This is a genomic window from Mesorhizobium sp. M0052 (assembly GCF_040323255.1).
Taxonomy (GTDB): domain Bacteria; phylum Pseudomonadota; class Alphaproteobacteria; order Rhizobiales; family Rhizobiaceae; genus Mesorhizobium.
The window spans coordinates 68,247-83,845 of record NZ_JAMYUS010000009.1; the positions used below are offsets into that span (position 1 = coordinate 68,247).

Genomic DNA, 15,599 nt, shown 5'->3' on the forward strand with positions numbered 1-15,599 from the left:
ATCAGGAATCACTGACCGCTTATATAGGAAGCACGGCCGAAACTCCAATATTCGTGGTGCTTTTCCAACGACAATTTCAGTGGTAATTTCAAATGGATAAAGCTGATTGCGACGATTTGGCCATAACGCATTTCGCCGCCGCCAGGGCAAAAGCCTGCGATGGACCGTTTTCCAAGCCAAGAGCGTATCATGAGGCAGGCGGACGCATCAGCGGGTAGCCACCCGCCGGGCGCGATAGTCGCCAGGCGTTTCGCCCATGACGCGCCGGAAACGGCGGTTGAACGTTGACAAATCGTTGAAACCGGCCTCGAAGGCGATTGCCGAGATGGCATCGCCTGACATGCGCAGCCGCACCGCCGCGCGGTGCAGCCGCGTTCTCAGCAGAAACTGATAGGGCGTCATGCCGGCGACCTGCCGGAAGGTGCGCAGGAAATGATACGGGCTGGTCGCCGTCGCGCAGGCAAGCTCGGAAAGCGAGACCGGCCTGTCGGCATTGAGCTCGATCTGCCGCACCGCCTCGGCAACCCGTTTCCGGTCGCGGCGGCTCGGCGGTCGAACGCCAGGCACCGCATCGCTGGCCACAGGCAGTGCTGCGCCGGCAACAGCCAGTGCTGCGCCGGCAATTCGCAGGCCAAGCTCCTCAAAGGCGTCGATGTCGACCATCTCGCGCGCCGCTTCCGCCTCGGCCAGCAGCGATGCGAGCGCCGGCAAGGGCGGCATATGCGGCACGCCGAAGGCGAGCTTGCTCGCGCCGGACACGTCGCTGGCGATGCGGTCGAGATAGGCCGGAGCGAAGTGGAAGGACAGGCAACGGTCGCCGGCGCCATGCTCATGCCCGCATTCATAGCAGGCGCCGACATTGCCGAGCAGGATCGCGCCCGGCGCCAGCATGGCGGCGCCTTGCCTGGTGCGGTAGCGGAAGGTGCCGCTGGTGACAGCGGCAACGCAGAAGGTGTCGTGCGCCTCCTCGAACGGGCGGTCGCCGGCGCCGGCCGTGCACAGCACGTCACAGACATACCAACCCTGCCCCGATGCCAGGTTTTGTTCGCTCGTCGTCATGGCTTGAAAGATAGCAATTTTTCCCAAGCCCGACACCCGGTCGGGGCCTATCGCTTGCAGCCTCCTGACATAACGAAGGCAGCAAGTATGATCGGTACATCCTCCTTTGCCGAAGCGCTCCACAGCGACGGCCCCAATCCCGGCCTGGCTGAAAAGCTGGATCTCTACGGCCGCTTCGTCGGCGCCTGGACATTCGATGCCACGCGCCATCTCGAGGACGGCACGGTTCTCACCGGACGCGGCGAGGTGCATTTCGGCTGGGTCCTGGAAGGCAGGGCGATCCAGGATGTATGGATCCTGCCCGCGCGGGATGCCGGCCCCTCGCCTTCTCTCGGCAAATGGACTTTCTATGGCACAACGCTGCGGGCCTATGATCCCGGCTCGGATGCCTGGCACATCTTCTGGAGCGACCCGCGCAACCAATACTACAGCCGCCAGCTTGGTCGCGCCGAAGGCGACACGATTGTCCAGGTCGGCGCTGACGGCACTGGTTCCTCGGTTCGCTGGAGCTTTTCGCGCATCACCAAGGACGGCTTCCGCTGGCTCGGCGAGCGTTCGCACGACGATCGCAAAACATGGCGTCTCGAAGTCGAGTTCCTGGCGCGCCGCGTCGCCCAGGACTGATGACGCAACATATTGCAAAAAAGGTGAAAAAACATGCTTGACCATGTCTCGATCGGCGTCCGCGACACCAACGTTTCGAAGCCCTTCTACGATGCCGCGCTAAAGCCGCTCGGTTATTCCTGCCTCGGCCAGTCGCCAGGCTCACTGGGTTATGGTGCGCAAGCCGTCGCGCTGTGGGTGAACGACGCGGAGCGGCCAGTGCCATCGGACGAGAAGTCCGGTCTGCATTTCTGCTTTGCCGCGCCGACGAGGCAGAGTGTCGTCGCCTTCCATGCCGCCGCCTTGCGTGCAGGCGGCAGCGACAATGGCGCGCCGGGCCTGCGCGCCGACTATGGCGAGGACTATTACGCTGCCTTCATCGTCGATCCCGACGGCTATCGCCTGGAGGCCTATTGCAACGCTGCCGCCTAACATAGCCGGCGTCTCCGGTATCGGCATCTCAGACGGTTCCCACCGGCCAGGCTTTGCTCTACCACTATCGTGGCGCAGGGGTCCGGCCCGGCGGGAGGGGTCAGCGATGCCGAGTTTCGACAGCCTGTTCAACGCCTTCGTCACCATTCTGGTGACCATCGACCCGCCAGGTCTCGCGCCGCTCTTCCTCGCGGTGACACGCGGCATGAACCGCGAGGAACGTCAGCAGGTCTCGGTGCGCGCCTCGATCATCGGCTTTCTGGTGATGGCGCTGTTTGCGGTGGCCGGGGCCTCCATCCTGTCGGTGTTCGGCATCACGCTGCCGGCTTTCCGCGTCGCCGGCGGGTTTTTGCTGTTCTTCATCGCGTTCGAAATGGTGTTCGAGCGCCGCCAGGACCGCAAGGAGAAGATCGGCGACGTCGCCATCACCAAGGACATGATCCACAATATCGCGGCCTTCCCGCTGGCGATCCCGCTGATCGCCGGCCCCGGTGCGATTTCGGCGACCGTGCTACTGTCGGGCTCGTTTCAGGGTTTTGCAGCACAAGCGGCGCTGGTCGGCATCATCTTCGTCTGCCTTGCCATCACCTATCTGGTGTTCGTGCTGTCGGAGCGCATCGACCGCATCCTCGGCCAGACCGGCCGCTCGATCCTCACCCGCCTGCTCGGCGTCATCCTGGCCGCGCTTGCGGTTCAGTTCGTCGCGGATGGCATCAAGGCGCTGATGGCGGGGTAACGGCAGCCCCTACTCCACCGCCGTATCGACGACCTTGAAATCGTGGGTGATGACAGCCGTCTTGGCCAGCATGGCCGAGGCCGAGCAGTATTTCTCGATCGACAGGTTGATGGCGCGCTGGACCTTGTCGCGCGACAGCGCGTGGCCCGTGACGATGAAATGCATGTGGATGCGGGTGAAGACTTTCGGGTCGGTTTCGGCCCGGTCGGCGTCGAGTTCGACAACACAGTCCTCGATCGCCTCGCGGCCTTTTTCGAGGATGTGGACGACATCATAGGCCGAGCAGCCGCCGGTGCCGATCAGCACCAGTTCCATCGGGCTCGGACCTGGCGTCTTGCCTTCCGGCCCGGGGGCGGTCCCCAGCACCAGTTTGTGGCCGCTGCCGGACTCGCCGACGAAGGTGCGCTCCTCGACCCATTTAATCCGTGCTTTCACGGCAATCTTCCTTTCAGAAAGCGTCACTGGCCGAAGACGACCGTGTGCATGATCCGCCCCGGCAGCAGCGTGAACACGCCGGCGCCGATCAGGGCGAAAACATACAGCGATATCATGACCCTGCGATGTTTGGCGACCCGATGCATATGCGCGTGCCAGACCGCAAGCGGCACGGCGATCAACACTAAAATCGACAAGAGATGGATCGGGCTGAACGGACCGACGAGGCGTATCTGCTGGATCCAGAAACTGGAGATGGCGACGACCATCATCAGCGCCGCCCAGGCATAGCCGACGACACGATGACGCGTCGTGCCTTTCGGCAGCGCCAGTTGCGTAGCGCCAACGGCCAGCGCGGCAAGGGCCGCGAAGGCGTGCCATGGAATGGGAGGGCGCGCCGATAGAAGCGGTCCGAGCGACATCGCACCCTCTCCTCAGATATCGCTGACTATCGTCAGCTCAGAACGGGATTTCGTCGTCCAGTTCGCGCGACGAGCCGCCGCCACCGCCGCCCTTGGAACCGCCGCCACCGCTATTGCCGCCGCGGTTGAAGCTCTCATTGGGGCCAGACTGGCCGAAATCCGAGCCACGGCTCGCGCCGGCGCCGCCGGCATAGTTGCCGACCTGACCGCCGCCCTCGCCGCGAGAATCGAGCATCTGCAGCTCGCCGCGGAATTTCTGCAGCACGACTTCGGTCGTGTACTTGTCGGCGCCGGTCTGGTCTTGCCATTTGCGTGTCTGCAGCTGGCCTTCGACGTAAACCTTCATGCCCTTCTTCAGGTACTGCTCGGCGACCTTGGCGATCTGGTCATTGAAAATGACCACGTTGTGCCATTCGGTCTTTTCCTTGCGCTCGCCGGAGTTCTTGTCGCGCCAGCTTTCCGACGTGGCGATGCGGATGTTGACGACCGGATCACCGGAATTCAGGCGGCGGATTTCAGGGTCCGCGCCGAGGTTACCGACCAGAATGACCTTGTTGACGCTACCCGCCATGACACTTCTCCGTACTCATCCGAAACAAATTTCAAGTCGTTCACCTTACAGGCCGCGCACAATCCTGGCTTGCCGCGGCTGGCTTTTCCCACAAGGTTTTTGTTCCCTTTTCGTTCCTATACTGTTAACCACGGATTGTCAAGGAATGGCAGCAATCGCCGACGCGGGCGCGTGGATTTAGCTGACACGCAGGGGCGAGAAGCGGTGTCGTCAGCGCCGTTTTTTAGCTGGCCGCAACGGACCGAAAAAGCCGCTCCACTCCATGCCCATGCCATGGGCGCGCTGTGCGATCACGGTTGGCGCCGACATCAGCCCGACTGCAGGTTCAGATTTCAGAGCCGGGTCATTCAGCAATTTCCCGATCGCGCGCCCGTGCCACCACACCTGAGCGACGAGCGCCGCTACCACCGCGATCAGGCCCCAGGTCCCCAATCCTTCGCCGAAGATGTAAATCCCGTATGGCGGCGATAGCGCCGTACCCAGCTTGGCCAACAAGATCACGGCCACGAAACCGATGACGGCGATCGCTCCTATACCGAGTACGAGGCGGCGATAGAGCCTCAGAGCCTCGTTGAGGTTCTCGGCGGACGAAAGATCGACGTTGGAATTCATAAATACTACTCCTGCCTCGCGATGATCGGCCCATCTTGTTCCCCACGGCTTAGAGGCCCGGCAGGATCCAATCAATACGCAGCATTCAAAACACCCCTTGCCAAATCGATAAGTATCGACTTATGCTTTGCCATGATCGAAGCAGAGATTTTTCGCGCCCTGGCCGACCCGACGCGACGCGCCGTCTACGAGCGGCTGACTTCCGGCGAGATGAGCGTGTCGGAGTTGCGCACCGGCATGAGCGTGTCGCAGCCGGCGGTGTCGCAGCACCTTGCCGTGCTGCGCGGCGCGGGCCTGGTCAGCGAAAGACGCGCCGGCCGCAACGCCTACTATCGCGCCGATCCGCAAGGGCTCGAGCCGCTGCTCGGCTGGATCGAACGCTACCGCGCATTCTGGCCGGAGCGCATCGAAAGACTGAAGGTCGTTTTGAAGGACATGGACCAATGACCGACGAAAAGCAGACGCAGACCGCCAAAGATGCCCTCGCCTTCGAATGCGATCTGCCGGACGCACCGGAAAAAGTGTGGCGGGCACTGACCGTGCCGGACCTCTTGGCGGAATGGATGATGCCGAACGACATCAATCCGGAAACCGGCAGCCGCTTTGCCTTTGCCGGGCCTGAGAAGCCGATCGAGTGCGAAGTGCTCGATGCCGAACCGGGGCGCCTGCTGCGCTATTCCTGGCGCGAGCGTTCCGGCGACGCCGACCGCGAGGAGCTGGGGAGCATCGTCACCTTCACACTCGCCCGCACCGTTTCCGGCGGCACGCATCTGCGCATCGTCCATGACGGGTTTGTCCTGACGCCTGCGGTCGCGATGGCCGGCGCCGGCTGCCGGCTCTGGCTGCGCGCATACAAGCCCAAGCGGCCTGTCGCCGCCAACGCGCCACGCCTGTTGCTGCGCGCCGCCTGAACCGGAAAAATCAAAACGGAGACAATGAGATGAGCGGCTTTGCCAATCTGGTGCCGATGGTGATCGAGCAATCGAGCCGCGGCGAACGCGCCTTCGACATTTTCTCGCGGCTGCTGCGCGAGCGCATCATCTTCGTCAATGGCGAGATCAATGACGGCATGTCGGCGCTGGTCTGCGCCCAGCTCCTGTCGCTGGAATCGGACAATCCCGACAAGGAGATCTCGCTCTACATCAACTCGCCGGGCGGCGTGGTGACCAGCGGTTTCGCCATCTACGACACGATGCAATATGTCAGCTGCCCGGTGTCGACCGTGTGCATGGGCTTTGCCGCGTCGATGGCCTCCTTCCTGCTGATGGCGGGAACGCCGGGGCGGCGCATCGCGCTGCCCAATGCCAGCATCGTGCTGCATCAGCCTTTGGGCGGCTTCCAGGGCCAGGCCTCCGACATCCAGCGTCACGCCGAAGGCATTTTGCGCACCAAGCGGCACATGGCCGACCTCTACGCTCACCATTGCGGCCGCACCCACGAAGAGGTCGAACGCACGCTCGACCGCGATTTCTTCATGACCGCGAAGGAGGCCAAGGACTGGGGCCTCGTCGACCACGTCTTCGACACCCGCAAGCAGGCAGCGGCCTGATCGGCGGATTGAATGCAGGCCGGTGTTCCCTCAATTTCAACGCCGCTGGTCTGGCCTCGCCTTGAGCGCGGCACTATAGTCTTGCCATGCGCTACCACCTGAACAGACTGACCATAGCCATTGCCATCACGGCGGCGACATCGAGCATGGCCTTTGCCGGGGGCAGCACCAGCACGTCGCGGAAAGGCGCCCTGCCCGGCGTGACCGGCGACTACCGCATCGCCAAGCCCGCGCCGCAGCCGGAGCCGGACGACGCGCTGTCTGCCGGCGAGAACGGCACGTTCAAGATCGGCGACACCGATGTCAGGATTTCCGGCAGCATCACTGTCGATGTTGGCACGGGTGGGATCAAGCCGCCGCGCCGGTAGCCCCTTCTCCCAGCTACTATACGGGAGAGAAAGCCTGCGCCGACGACTTCCTCGCAAAAGAACAGCCCCGCCGTCGCTTCCGCTAACGGTCGGGGCTTTTTTTGGATTCCAAATCCAAACTGCCGGTAGTGTTATACCGACTTTGATTTCGGATGCTTCGCGGCATTCAGCCGACGATCCGACTAGCCGTCTCTGATTTTTGTGGGATTCGGCAGGTCACGGTTTGTCTGGTGGTTTGTTGGACTGACGCGATGCGTTCGTTTGGACGCATACACTCCAATGCCTTGAAACTACCTGGCACTTATGCCCGCCGCGGCTCCACTAGCAGGTGGAGCCTCAAGGGACTATCCGGTGGCGTCATGCTCCGCTCCTATGTCCGTTGCGACTGGTGTCAATCCGAAGCACAAATCGCAAAAACCTGCGGCGTCTCGCAGGCCGCTATGGGCGGCGAGGCCATCAAAGACGGCCGGCTCCGTTGACTCCGGCAGAGTGCGCCCCTGATTCGACGGCGTCAACCTTGAATAGCCGGTTACGGAAAATGTGATCGCCGGGAGCTTACGTCAGGGTCAGTTTCTGAAACACCCTTGTCAGTTTCTGCACAGCTTTGTCAGGAGCGTGTTCGGTCTTTGTTCTTTCCGCTTGCCCGTTCGCGCGAAAGACGGTTAAACGGCTTTGGTCGAGAAGTGTGGCGTCTCTCGACGTGGCGGCAAAAATACCTACATAGGGAATGGCCGGGAAAACCCGCCGATCCCACTGACACCAGACCTGAGGCGGCGACCGGCGATGGCCGACCATAAATACCTTTCCATTCGCGGGGCACGCGAACACAACCTAAAGAATGTCGATCTCGACCTGCCGCGTGACAGCCTGATCGTCATGACCGGCCTGTCGGGCTCCGGCAAATCGTCGCTTGCTTTCGACACCATCTATGCCGAGGGCCAGCGCCGTTACGTCGAGAGCCTGTCGGCTTATGCGCGCCAGTTCCTCGAAATGATGCAGAAGCCGGATGTCGACCAGATCGACGGCCTGTCGCCGGCCATCTCGATCGAGCAGAAGACCACGTCGAAGAACCCGCGTTCGACGGTCGGCACCGTCACCGAGATCTTCGACTACATGCGCTTGCTGTTCGCGCGCGTCGGCATCCCCTATTCGCCGGCGACCGGCCTGCCGATCGAAAGCCAGACGGTCAGCCAGATGGTCGACCGGGTGCTGGCGGTCGAGGAAGGCACGCGCCTTTTCCTGCTGGCGCCGATCGTGCGCGGCCGCAAGGGCGAATATCGCAAGGAACTGCTGGAGCTGCAGAAGAAGGGCTTTCAGCGCGTCAAGGTCGACGGCGTCTTCTACGAGATCGCCGACGTGCCGGCGTTGGACAAGAAGTACAAGCACGACATCGACGTCGTCGTCGACCGCATCGTCGTGCGCGGCGACCTGGCGACACGGCTTGCCGATTCCATCGAAACGGCGCTCAAGCTCGCCGAAGGGCTGGCGGTGGCCGAGTTCGCCGACCGGCCGCTCGACGCCAGCCAGACCGGCGAGGACTCGGTCAACAAATCGAAGAACGAGACGCATGAGCGCATCCTGTTCTCGGAAAAATTCGCCTGCCCGGTTTCCGGCTTCACCATTCCGGAGATCGAGCCCAGGCTGTTCTCGTTCAACAACCCGTTCGGCGCCTGCCCGACCTGCGACGGCCTCGGCAATCAGCGCGCCATCGACGCCAGCCTGATCGTGCCGGACGAAAACGTGTCGCTGCGCGACGGCGCCGTCAGCCCGTGGGCGAAATCGACCTCGCCCTATTATGCGCAGACGCTGGAAGCGCTGGGCAAGGCATACGGCTTCAAGCTCGGCGACAAGTTCAAAGACCTGACCGAAGAGGCCAAGGAAGCCGTCCTGCGCGGCACCGGCGAGCGCGAGGTCACCTTCCAATATGATGACGGCCTGCGCTCCTACAAGACCACCAAGACGTTCGAGGGCGTCATTCCCAATCTCGAACGGCGGTGGAAGGAAACCGAATCCGCCTGGATGCGCGAGGAGATCGAGCGCTTCATGTCGGCGACGCCCTGCCCGGTCTGCAAGGGATACCGGCTGAAGCCGGAAGCGCTGGCGGTGAAGATCGCCGGCAAGCATATCGGCGAAGTCACAGAGCTGTCGATCCGCAACGCCGACAAATGGTTCACCGATCTGCCGCCACATCTCAACGACCAGCAGAACGAGATCGCGGTGCGCGTTCTCAAGGAAATTCGTGACCGCCTGCGCTTCCTCAACGATGTCGGCCTCGACTATCTGACGCTGTCGCGCAATTCCGGCACGCTGTCGGGCGGCGAGAGCCAGCGCATAAGGCTGGCGTCGCAGATCGGCTCCGGCCTCACCGGCGTGCTCTATGTGCTGGACGAGCCGTCGATCGGCCTGCACCAGCGCGACAATGCCCGCCTGCTCGACACGCTGAAGCATCTGCGCGACATCGGCAACACGGTGATCGTCGTCGAGCATGACGAAGACGCCATCCTGCATGCCGATTATGTCGTCGACATGGGTCCGGCCGCCGGCATTCATGGCGGCGAGATCATCGCCCAGGGCACGCCGCAGCAGGTGATGGCCAATCCCAACTCGATCACCGGTAAATATCTGTCGGGCGCGCTCGAAGTCGCCACGCCCGGTGTCAGGCGCGAGGCCAAGAAAAACCGCCGGCTGAAGATCGTCGGCGCGCGCGGCAACAATCTCAAGAACGTCACTGCCGAAATCCCGCTCGGCACTTTTACCGCCGTCACCGGCGTGTCTGGCGGCGGCAAATCGACCTTCCTGATCGAGACGCTGTTCAAGGCGGCGTCGCGCCGCATCATGGGCTCGCGCGAGCATCCGGCCGATCACGACCGCATCGAGGGCCTCGAATTCCTCGACAAGGTCATCGACATCGACCAGTCGCCGATCGGCCGCACACCGCGTTCGAACCCGGCCACCTACACCGGCGCCTTCACACCGATCCGCGACTGGTTTGCCGGGTTGCCCGAGGCCAAGGCCCGCGGCTATCAGCCGGGCCGCTTCTCCTTCAACGTGAAGGGCGGCCGCTGCGAGGCCTGCCAGGGCGACGGCGTCATCAAGATCGAGATGCACTTCCTGCCCGACGTCTACGTCACGTGCGACGTCTGCCACGGCAAGCGCTACAACCGCGAGACGCTCGACGTCCTGTTCAAAGGCAAGTCGATCGCCGACGTCCTGGACATGACGGTCGAGGAAGGCGTCGATTTCTTTGCCGCCGTGCCCGGGGTGCGCGACAAGCTGGAGACGCTGAAGCAGGTCGGCCTCGGCTACATCCATATCGGCCAGCAGGCGACGACGCTGTCGGGCGGCGAGGCGCAGCGCATCAAGCTCGCCAAGGAATTGTCGCGCAAGGCGACCGGCAAGACGCTCTACATCCTCGACGAGCCGACCACCGGCCTGCACTTCCACGACGTCGCCAAGTTGCTGGAAGTGCTGCACGAGCTGGTCGACCAAGGCAACACGGTGGTGGTCATCGAGCACAATCTCGAAGTCATCAAGACCGCCGACTGGGTGCTCGACCTCGGCCCCGAAGGCGGCGATGGCGGTGGCGAACTGGTGGCACAAGGCACACCGGAAGCGATCGTGCGCGAAAAGCGCAGCTACACCGGCCAGTTCCTGAAGGAGCTTTTGGAGCGGCGGCCCGGAGGCAAGCGCGAAGCGGCGGAGTAACTGACAGACCGGTCGGGCGCCTGGAGAGCTTTGAATGACAGTCCGACAGGCGCTTGCCGGTGATCTCGACGGAGTCGTCTCGCTGACGCAGACCGCCTATGAGCACTACACGCCCCTGTTAGGCGCGCCGCCGCTCCCAGTCACCGAGGACTATGCGCCACGCATCGAGCGTGGCGAGGTCTGGCTCTTGGAGAGCGGCGCGGAACTCGCCGGGCTGATCGTTATTGAGCGCCACCCCGATCATGCGATGATCTTCAGCGTCGCGGTCTCCCCCGCTTTTCAGGGGAGGAAACTCGGTACCGCGCTGCTCGACTTCGCCCAGGAACAGGCGCGGCTATGGGGTGTGCCGGAGGTGCGGCTCTACACCAATTCGCGCATGGAGGGGAACATCGAGATCTATACGGCCTATGGCTTCCACGAAACGGGCCGCCGAGCCAATCCCCACCGTCCCGGATGGACCGTGGTCGACATGATCAAACCGGTTGGAAAAATAGCCTGACCGCATTTTTAGAACTGGGAGGAAGACGATGATCAGCCAAGGAACAATCCGCGCCGGGATGGGCGGCTGGACTTTCGAACCCTGGGATACGTCTTTCTACCCGGACAAGCTTTCCAAGGCCAAGCAGCTGAGTTACGCCAGCCGCCAGGTGCCGAGCATCGAGGTCAACGGCACCTACTATTCCAGCTTCAAGGAGCCGACCTTCGTCAAATGGGCTGGCGAGGCGCCGGACGGTTTCGTCTATTCGCTGAAGGGCAATCGCTTCGTCACCAACCGGCGCGTGCTTGGCGAAGCCGGCGAGTCCATGACGCGCTTCCTCGGCTCCGGCATTGCCGCGCTGGGCGACAAGCTGGGCCCGATCCTGTGGCAGTTCGCGCCGACGAAAAAGTTCGACGCCGACGATTTCGAGGCCTTCCTGAAGCTGCTGCCGGAAAAGCAGGATGGCGTCGCGCTGCGCCATGCGCTGGAAGTGCGCAACGACAGTTTCAGCGTGCCGGAATTTGTGAGCCTGGCGCGCAAATACAAGGCGGCGATCGTCTATGCCGATCATGCCAAATATCCTGGTATCGCCGACATCACCGGCGATTTTATCTATGCGCGGCTGCAGACCGGCAGCGACGACAATCCGGATTGCTATACGCCGAAGGGCCTGGACGAATGGGCAGCGCGGGTGAAGACCTGGGCGCAAGGCAAGCAGCCGGCAGATCTGCGGCGCGCCGATCCGACTTTCGACGCGCCGGTGAAACCGCGCGACGTGTTCGTCTACTTCATCACCGAGGGCAAGGTGCGCGCGCCGTTCGGCGCCATGGCGCTGATGAAGCGGGTGAGCTGATCGGTTAAAGCGCGTCGCGCTGAACCGGATTCATACGTCGCGATTTAAGTCTTTGTCCTGATGCATGCCGTTGTCCCAGAACCGCGGCACACTTCTGGGCGACATGCATTAGGAGCAATTCCAGGAAAAGTGTGGAACGGTTTTCCCGGGAAAGCGGGCAGCGCTTTCCCTTGAAAAGGGTTTCAACCCAGAATTGCTACGATGAACCGAAGCGTGATAGCTTATGCGCATCGTAACCTTATCGATACCTCCTTCCTGCATAAATCCGGTGCGGGTCCTTTCTATAGGCCGGCCGCCGCGCGCAAGGACGAGGGCATGTCGCTCGACTACAGTTCCCTTCTGTTGGCTGTCGGGTTTTCCGCCGCTTGCCTCGGCCTGACGCTGTTCGGCATCTGGCTTACCGCGCGCTCGGAAAAATTCCTGCTGACATGGGCCGTCAGCGTGCTTCTGATCGTTGCCGACGTCTTCGCCTACCAGGCCTATATCGACGCGCCCGGGCGCCTGCTCGGCCTCGCCAGCTTCACGTTCCTGCTGCTCGGCTTCGCGACCATGCTGGGCGCGGCCCATCAGTTCACGACAGGGAGGTCACCGCTGCCCCGCATTGCTGTCGGCGCCGGCGTCTCGCTGGCAGTCGCCTTGCCGCCGATGGCGCTTGGCTATGACGGGCTGGGCTTCATGCTGGAGAATGCCTTTGCCGCGCTGCTCCTGTTTGCGACGGCCTATGAATACTGGAAGGGTCGTACGGAATTCCCTGCCCCTATCCTCGGCATTGCCGGGCTCTACACCGCTACCGGAATTTCCTTCGTGCTGTGCTCCGGTGCACTTGTCTGGGATGGCAGGCTGGTGCTTGGCCATGCTCCGAGCAACTGGGCCGAGGATTTCAGCCTCATCGTCGTCATCGCCTGCATGACCGGCATCGGCGCGCTCTCGCTGGCGCTCAACCAGGGACGCCTGGCGCAGCATCATCGCCGCGAAGCGCTGACCGATCCGCTGACCGGACTGCTCAACCGGCGCGCTTTGTTCGACCTTCACGGCAAAACACCGGTCCGGTCCTTCACCGCCGTGATCGTGTTCGATCTCGACGGCTTCAAGGCCATCAATGACGAGTTCGGCCATGCCACCGGCGATGAGGTGCTGAAACTGTTCGCCAAGGATTTGACCGCCAATCTCCAGCCAGGCGATGTCGCCGCGCGCATGGGCGGAGAGGAATTTGCATTGGTGCTCGATCGCACCTTGCCTGAAAAGGTGGAATTCATAGCCGAGCGCATCCGGGCCAGTTTTGCCATGCGCCGGATCGATACCGAGACCCGCCTGCTCTCCTGCACGGTCAGCGCCGGCTACGCCTTCGGCAGCGAGGGCGGCACCAAATTCGACAAGGTGCTCAGCGCCGCCGACAAGGCGCTTTACGGCGCCAAGCGCGGCGGCCGCAACCGTGTGCTCGCCTTCCGGCGCGCCGGGTAGGTTGGGCTGATATTCAGCCGGCCTGAACCTCACCACACGTAAAACAACACCCCAAAGCGCGTCGCATGAGGCCGTTCAGGCGCGACGCGCTTTTAGGCCGCTATGACGATCTCGTTGTAAGTGTCGAGGTCGACGTAGAAAACCTTGGTGATTTCGCCGATCAGCTCATCCTGCTGGTAGCCTTGCGAGCGCAGAATGTTGATGGCGGTAATGATGTCGACACGCTCTGTCAGCCGTCGTTTCTGGTGGTCCTCGACGAACCGTTCCATAGCCCTATTCTCCTGGCAAGATTATCTGAACGCATTGACCGACAATCAGAACTGCGAGGGAAGGTAGGGTGGCTTGCTTGCGTGGAACTTGCAGGCTGAGCCAGCATATTCCCTCGATCTGCTACAGAACCAGACTGATACGGAAGCGGCCGACTCACCGAGGCCTAGGAAAGACTAGCATGCAGTATTCGGCGTGCCAGAGTGTGGCGGCCTGGACGAAAGTCCGACGCAACGGGTGCGGACCTTCGCGACTTCATCATCCTTGGGCGTAGCGACGCGAAGCGGAGCGAAGACCCAGGGATCCATGCCGGGACGAAGAAGCGTCATTAACGGTGCAGAATGTGGAATGCCAATGTGCCGCAGAAGCGATCTTGTTCTGCATCGCGGCACTCTTTGGCTGATGTCGCGGCATGGATTCTAGGGTCTGCGCGCGTCGCTCCGCTCCTTGGCTCCGCCCTAGAATGACGAAGTGATTGTGGGCATTTCAGCCAATCTTCGACGTGTACGATCCGTGCAGCCGTCGACCTGCGTTAAACCGTCAGAAACTTCCTGACGTCCGCCCGGTCGAGATCTTCGGCCGGGCCGGTGTGGACGATCTGGCCGCGGTCCATGATGTTGACCTCGTCAGCGAGCTCGCGGCAGAAATCCAGATATTGCTCGACCAGCAGAACGGCGATACCGGCCTGGTCGCGCAGATAGCGGATGGCGCGGCCGATGTCCTTGATGATCGAGGGCTGGATGCCTTCGGTCGGCTCGTCGAGCACCAGCAGTTTCGGCCGCATGACGAGCGCCCGGCCGATGGCGAGCTGCTGCTGCTGGCCGCCTGAGAGATCGCCGCCGCGGCGCCCCAGCATCTGCTTCAGCACCGGAAACAGTTCGAAGACATGCGCCGGCACGTTGCGGTCGGCGCGCTTCAAGGGCGCAAAGCCGGACGCCAGATTTTCGCGCACCGTCAGCAGCGGAAAGATCTCCCTGCCCTGCGGTACGAATGCGATGCCCGACCGGGCGCGATCATACGCCGCGCTCCGGTCGAGCGCCTTCCCCTCGAAGGCAACGCTTCCGCTCGTCAGCCGGTGGTGGCCGACGATCGATCTCATCAAACTGGTCTTGCCGACGCCGTTGCGGCCGAGCACGCAGGTGATCTTGCCGGCACCCGCCGTCAGCGACACACCGCGCAGCGCCTGAGCAGCGCCGTAATGGAGCGTGGCGTTGGAAACTTCGAGCATGTCAGCGCCTTCTCCAGAAGCGGAGGAACGGAAAGTCGAAGCGATGGAATTGCACCCGCCAGACCATGCTCATCTCCCGAGATAAACTTCGACAACCCGCTCGTCGGCCGAGACGAAATCGAGCGAGCCTTCCGACAGCACCGAGCCCTCATGCAGGCAGGTGACCTTGACGCCGAGTTCGCGCACGAAATGCATGTCGTGCTCGACGACGATGACCGAATGGTCGCGCGCTATGTCCTTGAGCAGCCGCGCGGTTTCCTCGGTCTCGGCATCGGTCATCCCTGCGACCGGCTCGTCAACCAAAAGCAGCTTCGGGTCCTGCGCCAGCAGCATGCCGATCTCCAGCCACTGTTTCTGGCCATGGCTGAGATTGGCTGCCAGATCGTGGCGCTTGTCGCCCAGCCGGATGATGCCGAGGATGTCGTCGATCTGTCTGGCTTCGGCGGCCGAGCGGCGATGGAACAGCGCCGGAAAGATCGAGCGCGGGCCCTTCAGCGCCAGCATCAGATTGTCTTCGACGCTGTGGCTTTCGAAGACGGTCGGCTTCTGGAATTTGCGGCCGATGCCCATCATGGCGATCTCCGCCTCGTCGTGCCGGGTCAGATCGACCTGGCCGTCGAAGAACACTTCGCCCTCGTCGGGCCGGGTCTTGCCGGTGACGATGTCCATCATCGTCGTCTTGCCGGCGCCGTTGGGACCGATGATGGCGCGCATCTCGCCCTTGTCGAGCACCAGCGACAGATTGTTGATGGCGCGGAAACCGTCGAAGGAGACCGAGACGCCGTCGAGATAGAGGATGGTGTTGGACTTCGACATCGCT

19 protein-coding genes are annotated in these 15,599 nt (G+C 62.5%); 11 read left to right on the forward strand and 8 right to left on the reverse strand.

All coding sequences use genetic code 11. From position 1 onward, the window contains the following. Positions 1 to 207 precede the first annotated feature (207 nt). Positions 208 to 1,059, reverse strand: coding sequence for a helix-turn-helix transcriptional regulator (locus NKJ77_RS14165; RefSeq protein ID WP_352535362.1), 852 nt, complete (start codon positions 1,057 to 1,059; stop codon positions 208 to 210). An 87-nt stretch (positions 1,060 to 1,146) separates the two neighbouring features. Between NKJ77_RS14165 and NKJ77_RS14170 the strand changes: the two genes are divergently transcribed. From NKJ77_RS14170 to NKJ77_RS14180, 3 genes are all read left to right on the forward strand, one after another. Continuing rightward, positions 1,147 to 1,683 (forward strand): hypothetical protein, encoded by a 537-nt coding sequence (locus NKJ77_RS14170; protein WP_352535363.1) that lies wholly within the window; start codon positions 1,147 to 1,149, stop codon positions 1,681 to 1,683. A 33-nt stretch (positions 1,684 to 1,716) separates the two neighbouring features. Continuing rightward, positions 1,717 to 2,094, forward strand: a complete 378-nt coding sequence (locus NKJ77_RS14175) for a VOC family protein (RefSeq protein ID WP_023688630.1) — start codon at positions 1,717 to 1,719, stop codon at positions 2,092 to 2,094. Between the two features lie 106 nt (positions 2,095 to 2,200). Continuing rightward, positions 2,201 to 2,830: a MarC family protein gene (locus NKJ77_RS14180; protein ID WP_023670949.1), complete on the forward strand. Its 630-nt coding sequence runs from the start codon at positions 2,201 to 2,203 to the stop codon at positions 2,828 to 2,830. 9 nt (positions 2,831 to 2,839) lie between these two features. Here the strand turns inward: NKJ77_RS14180 and NKJ77_RS14185 are convergent, their stop codons facing one another. The 4 genes from NKJ77_RS14185 to NKJ77_RS14200 all read right to left on the reverse strand — a co-directional run bounded on the left by NKJ77_RS14185 (position 2,840) and on the right by NKJ77_RS14200 (position 4,870). Next, positions 2,840 to 3,265 (reverse strand): OsmC family protein, encoded by a 426-nt coding sequence (locus tag NKJ77_RS14185; protein ID WP_023832065.1) that lies wholly within the window; start codon positions 3,263 to 3,265, stop codon positions 2,840 to 2,842. 23 nt (positions 3,266 to 3,288) lie between these two features. Next, complete coding sequence (locus tag NKJ77_RS14190; RefSeq protein WP_023726685.1) at positions 3,289 to 3,687, reverse strand: DUF2306 domain-containing protein; 399 nt, start codon at positions 3,685 to 3,687, stop codon at positions 3,289 to 3,291. 37 nt (positions 3,688 to 3,724) lie between these two features. Next, positions 3,725 to 4,258, reverse strand: a complete 534-nt coding sequence (gene ssb / locus NKJ77_RS14195) for a single-stranded DNA-binding protein (RefSeq protein WP_352535364.1) — start codon at positions 4,256 to 4,258, stop codon at positions 3,725 to 3,727. A 210-nt stretch (positions 4,259 to 4,468) separates the two neighbouring features. Continuing rightward, entirely contained in the window at positions 4,469 to 4,870 is a 402-nt protein-coding gene (locus NKJ77_RS14200; RefSeq protein WP_023730163.1) for a hypothetical protein, read from the reverse strand. A gap of 132 nt (positions 4,871 to 5,002) precedes the next feature. On the opposite strand from NKJ77_RS14200, the gene NKJ77_RS14205 reads away from it, so the two are divergent. The 8 genes from NKJ77_RS14205 (at position 5,003) to NKJ77_RS14240 (ending at position 13,284) form a co-directional block, all read left to right on the forward strand. Continuing rightward, positions 5,003 to 5,317 (forward strand): ArsR/SmtB family transcription factor, encoded by a 315-nt coding sequence (locus NKJ77_RS14205; protein WP_023706188.1) that lies wholly within the window; start codon positions 5,003 to 5,005, stop codon positions 5,315 to 5,317. Further along, positions 5,314 to 5,781, forward strand: a complete 468-nt coding sequence (locus NKJ77_RS14210; protein ID WP_023819863.1) for an SRPBCC family protein — start codon at positions 5,314 to 5,316, stop codon at positions 5,779 to 5,781. Before NKJ77_RS14205 ends, NKJ77_RS14210 begins: the two co-directional genes overlap by 4 nt. A 29-nt stretch (positions 5,782 to 5,810) precedes the next feature. Continuing rightward, a complete protein-coding gene (locus NKJ77_RS14215) occupies positions 5,811 to 6,419 on the forward strand; it encodes an ATP-dependent Clp protease proteolytic subunit (protein WP_023684630.1) in 609 nt (202 codons plus the stop codon). Positions 6,420 to 6,565: 146 nt separating this feature from the next. Next, complete coding sequence (locus tag NKJ77_RS14220) at positions 6,566 to 6,787, forward strand: hypothetical protein (protein ID WP_155923853.1); 222 nt, start codon at positions 6,566 to 6,568, stop codon at positions 6,785 to 6,787. Positions 6,788 to 7,570: 783 nt separating this feature from the next. Next, positions 7,571 to 10,492 (forward strand): excinuclease ABC subunit UvrA, encoded by a 2,922-nt coding sequence (gene uvrA / locus NKJ77_RS14225; RefSeq protein WP_352535365.1) that lies wholly within the window; start codon positions 7,571 to 7,573, stop codon positions 10,490 to 10,492. 34 nt (positions 10,493 to 10,526) lie between these two features. Continuing rightward, the gene (locus tag NKJ77_RS14230) at positions 10,527 to 10,991 is read left to right on the forward strand and encodes a GNAT family N-acetyltransferase (RefSeq protein WP_023832061.1); all 465 of its coding nucleotides are present in this window, start codon (positions 10,527 to 10,529) and stop codon (positions 10,989 to 10,991) included. Between the two features lie 28 nt (positions 10,992 to 11,019). Continuing rightward, positions 11,020 to 11,823 carry a DUF72 domain-containing protein gene (locus tag NKJ77_RS14235; protein WP_023832060.1) on the forward strand — a complete coding sequence of 268 codons (804 nt, stop codon included), beginning with the start codon at positions 11,020 to 11,022 and terminating at the stop codon, positions 11,821 to 11,823. Positions 11,824 to 12,138: 315 nt separating this feature from the next. Beyond that, complete coding sequence (locus NKJ77_RS14240) at positions 12,139 to 13,284, forward strand: GGDEF domain-containing protein (protein WP_023742497.1); 1,146 nt, start codon at positions 12,139 to 12,141, stop codon at positions 13,282 to 13,284. Positions 13,285 to 13,376: 92 nt separating this feature from the next. Here NKJ77_RS14240 and NKJ77_RS14245 read toward each other — a convergent pair whose 3' ends face one another. The 3 genes from NKJ77_RS14245 to urtD form a co-directional block, all read right to left on the reverse strand. Beyond that, positions 13,377 to 13,553: a hypothetical protein gene (locus tag NKJ77_RS14245; protein ID WP_023670936.1), complete on the reverse strand. Its 177-nt coding sequence runs from the start codon at positions 13,551 to 13,553 to the stop codon at positions 13,377 to 13,379. 530 nt (positions 13,554 to 14,083) lie between these two features. Next, positions 14,084 to 14,779, reverse strand: a complete 696-nt coding sequence (gene urtE, locus NKJ77_RS14250; RefSeq protein WP_023832059.1) for an urea ABC transporter ATP-binding subunit UrtE — start codon at positions 14,777 to 14,779, stop codon at positions 14,084 to 14,086. 69 nt (positions 14,780 to 14,848) lie between these two features. Beyond that, entirely contained in the window at positions 14,849 to 15,595 is a 747-nt protein-coding gene (urtD, locus tag NKJ77_RS14255; RefSeq protein ID WP_023696501.1) for an urea ABC transporter ATP-binding protein UrtD, read from the reverse strand. Positions 15,596 to 15,599: the final 4 nt, after the last annotated feature.

Coding starts and splice junctions, on each gene's coding strand:
- NKJ77_RS14165 (WP_352535362.1), bottom strand. CDS start 1,059: ATGACGACGAGCGAACAAAACCTGGCATCGGGGCAGGGTTGGTATGTC.
- NKJ77_RS14170 (WP_352535363.1), top strand. CDS start 1,147: ATGATCGGTACATCCTCCTTTGCCGAAGCGCTCCACAGCGACGGCCCC.
- NKJ77_RS14175 (WP_023688630.1), top strand. CDS start 1,717: ATGCTTGACCATGTCTCGATCGGCGTCCGCGACACCAACGTTTCGAAG.
- NKJ77_RS14180 (WP_023670949.1), top strand. CDS start 2,201: ATGCCGAGTTTCGACAGCCTGTTCAACGCCTTCGTCACCATTCTGGTG.
- NKJ77_RS14190 (WP_023726685.1), bottom strand. CDS start 3,687: ATGTCGCTCGGACCGCTTCTATCGGCGCGCCCTCCCATTCCATGGCAC.
- ssb (WP_352535364.1), bottom strand. CDS start 4,258: ATGGCGGGTAGCGTCAACAAGGTCATTCTGGTCGGTAACCTCGGCGCG.
- NKJ77_RS14200 (WP_023730163.1), bottom strand. CDS start 4,870: ATGAATTCCAACGTCGATCTTTCGTCCGCCGAGAACCTCAACGAGGCT.
- NKJ77_RS14205 (WP_023706188.1), top strand. CDS start 5,003: ATGATCGAAGCAGAGATTTTTCGCGCCCTGGCCGACCCGACGCGACGC.
- NKJ77_RS14210 (WP_023819863.1), top strand. CDS start 5,314: ATGACCGACGAAAAGCAGACGCAGACCGCCAAAGATGCCCTCGCCTTC.
- NKJ77_RS14215 (WP_023684630.1), top strand. CDS start 5,811: ATGAGCGGCTTTGCCAATCTGGTGCCGATGGTGATCGAGCAATCGAGC.
- NKJ77_RS14220 (WP_155923853.1), top strand. CDS start 6,566: ATGGCCTTTGCCGGGGGCAGCACCAGCACGTCGCGGAAAGGCGCCCTG.
- uvrA (WP_352535365.1), top strand. CDS start 7,571: ATGGCCGACCATAAATACCTTTCCATTCGCGGGGCACGCGAACACAAC.
- NKJ77_RS14230 (WP_023832061.1), top strand. CDS start 10,527: ATGACAGTCCGACAGGCGCTTGCCGGTGATCTCGACGGAGTCGTCTCG.
- NKJ77_RS14235 (WP_023832060.1), top strand. CDS start 11,020: ATGATCAGCCAAGGAACAATCCGCGCCGGGATGGGCGGCTGGACTTTC.
- NKJ77_RS14240 (WP_023742497.1), top strand. CDS start 12,139: ATGTCGCTCGACTACAGTTCCCTTCTGTTGGCTGTCGGGTTTTCCGCC.
- NKJ77_RS14245 (WP_023670936.1), bottom strand. CDS start 13,553: ATGGAACGGTTCGTCGAGGACCACCAGAAACGACGGCTGACAGAGCGT.
- urtE (WP_023832059.1), bottom strand. CDS start 14,779: ATGCTCGAAGTTTCCAACGCCACGCTCCATTACGGCGCTGCTCAGGCG.
- urtD (WP_023696501.1), bottom strand. CDS start 15,595: ATGTCGAAGTCCAACACCATCCTCTATCTCGACGGCGTCTCGGTCTCC.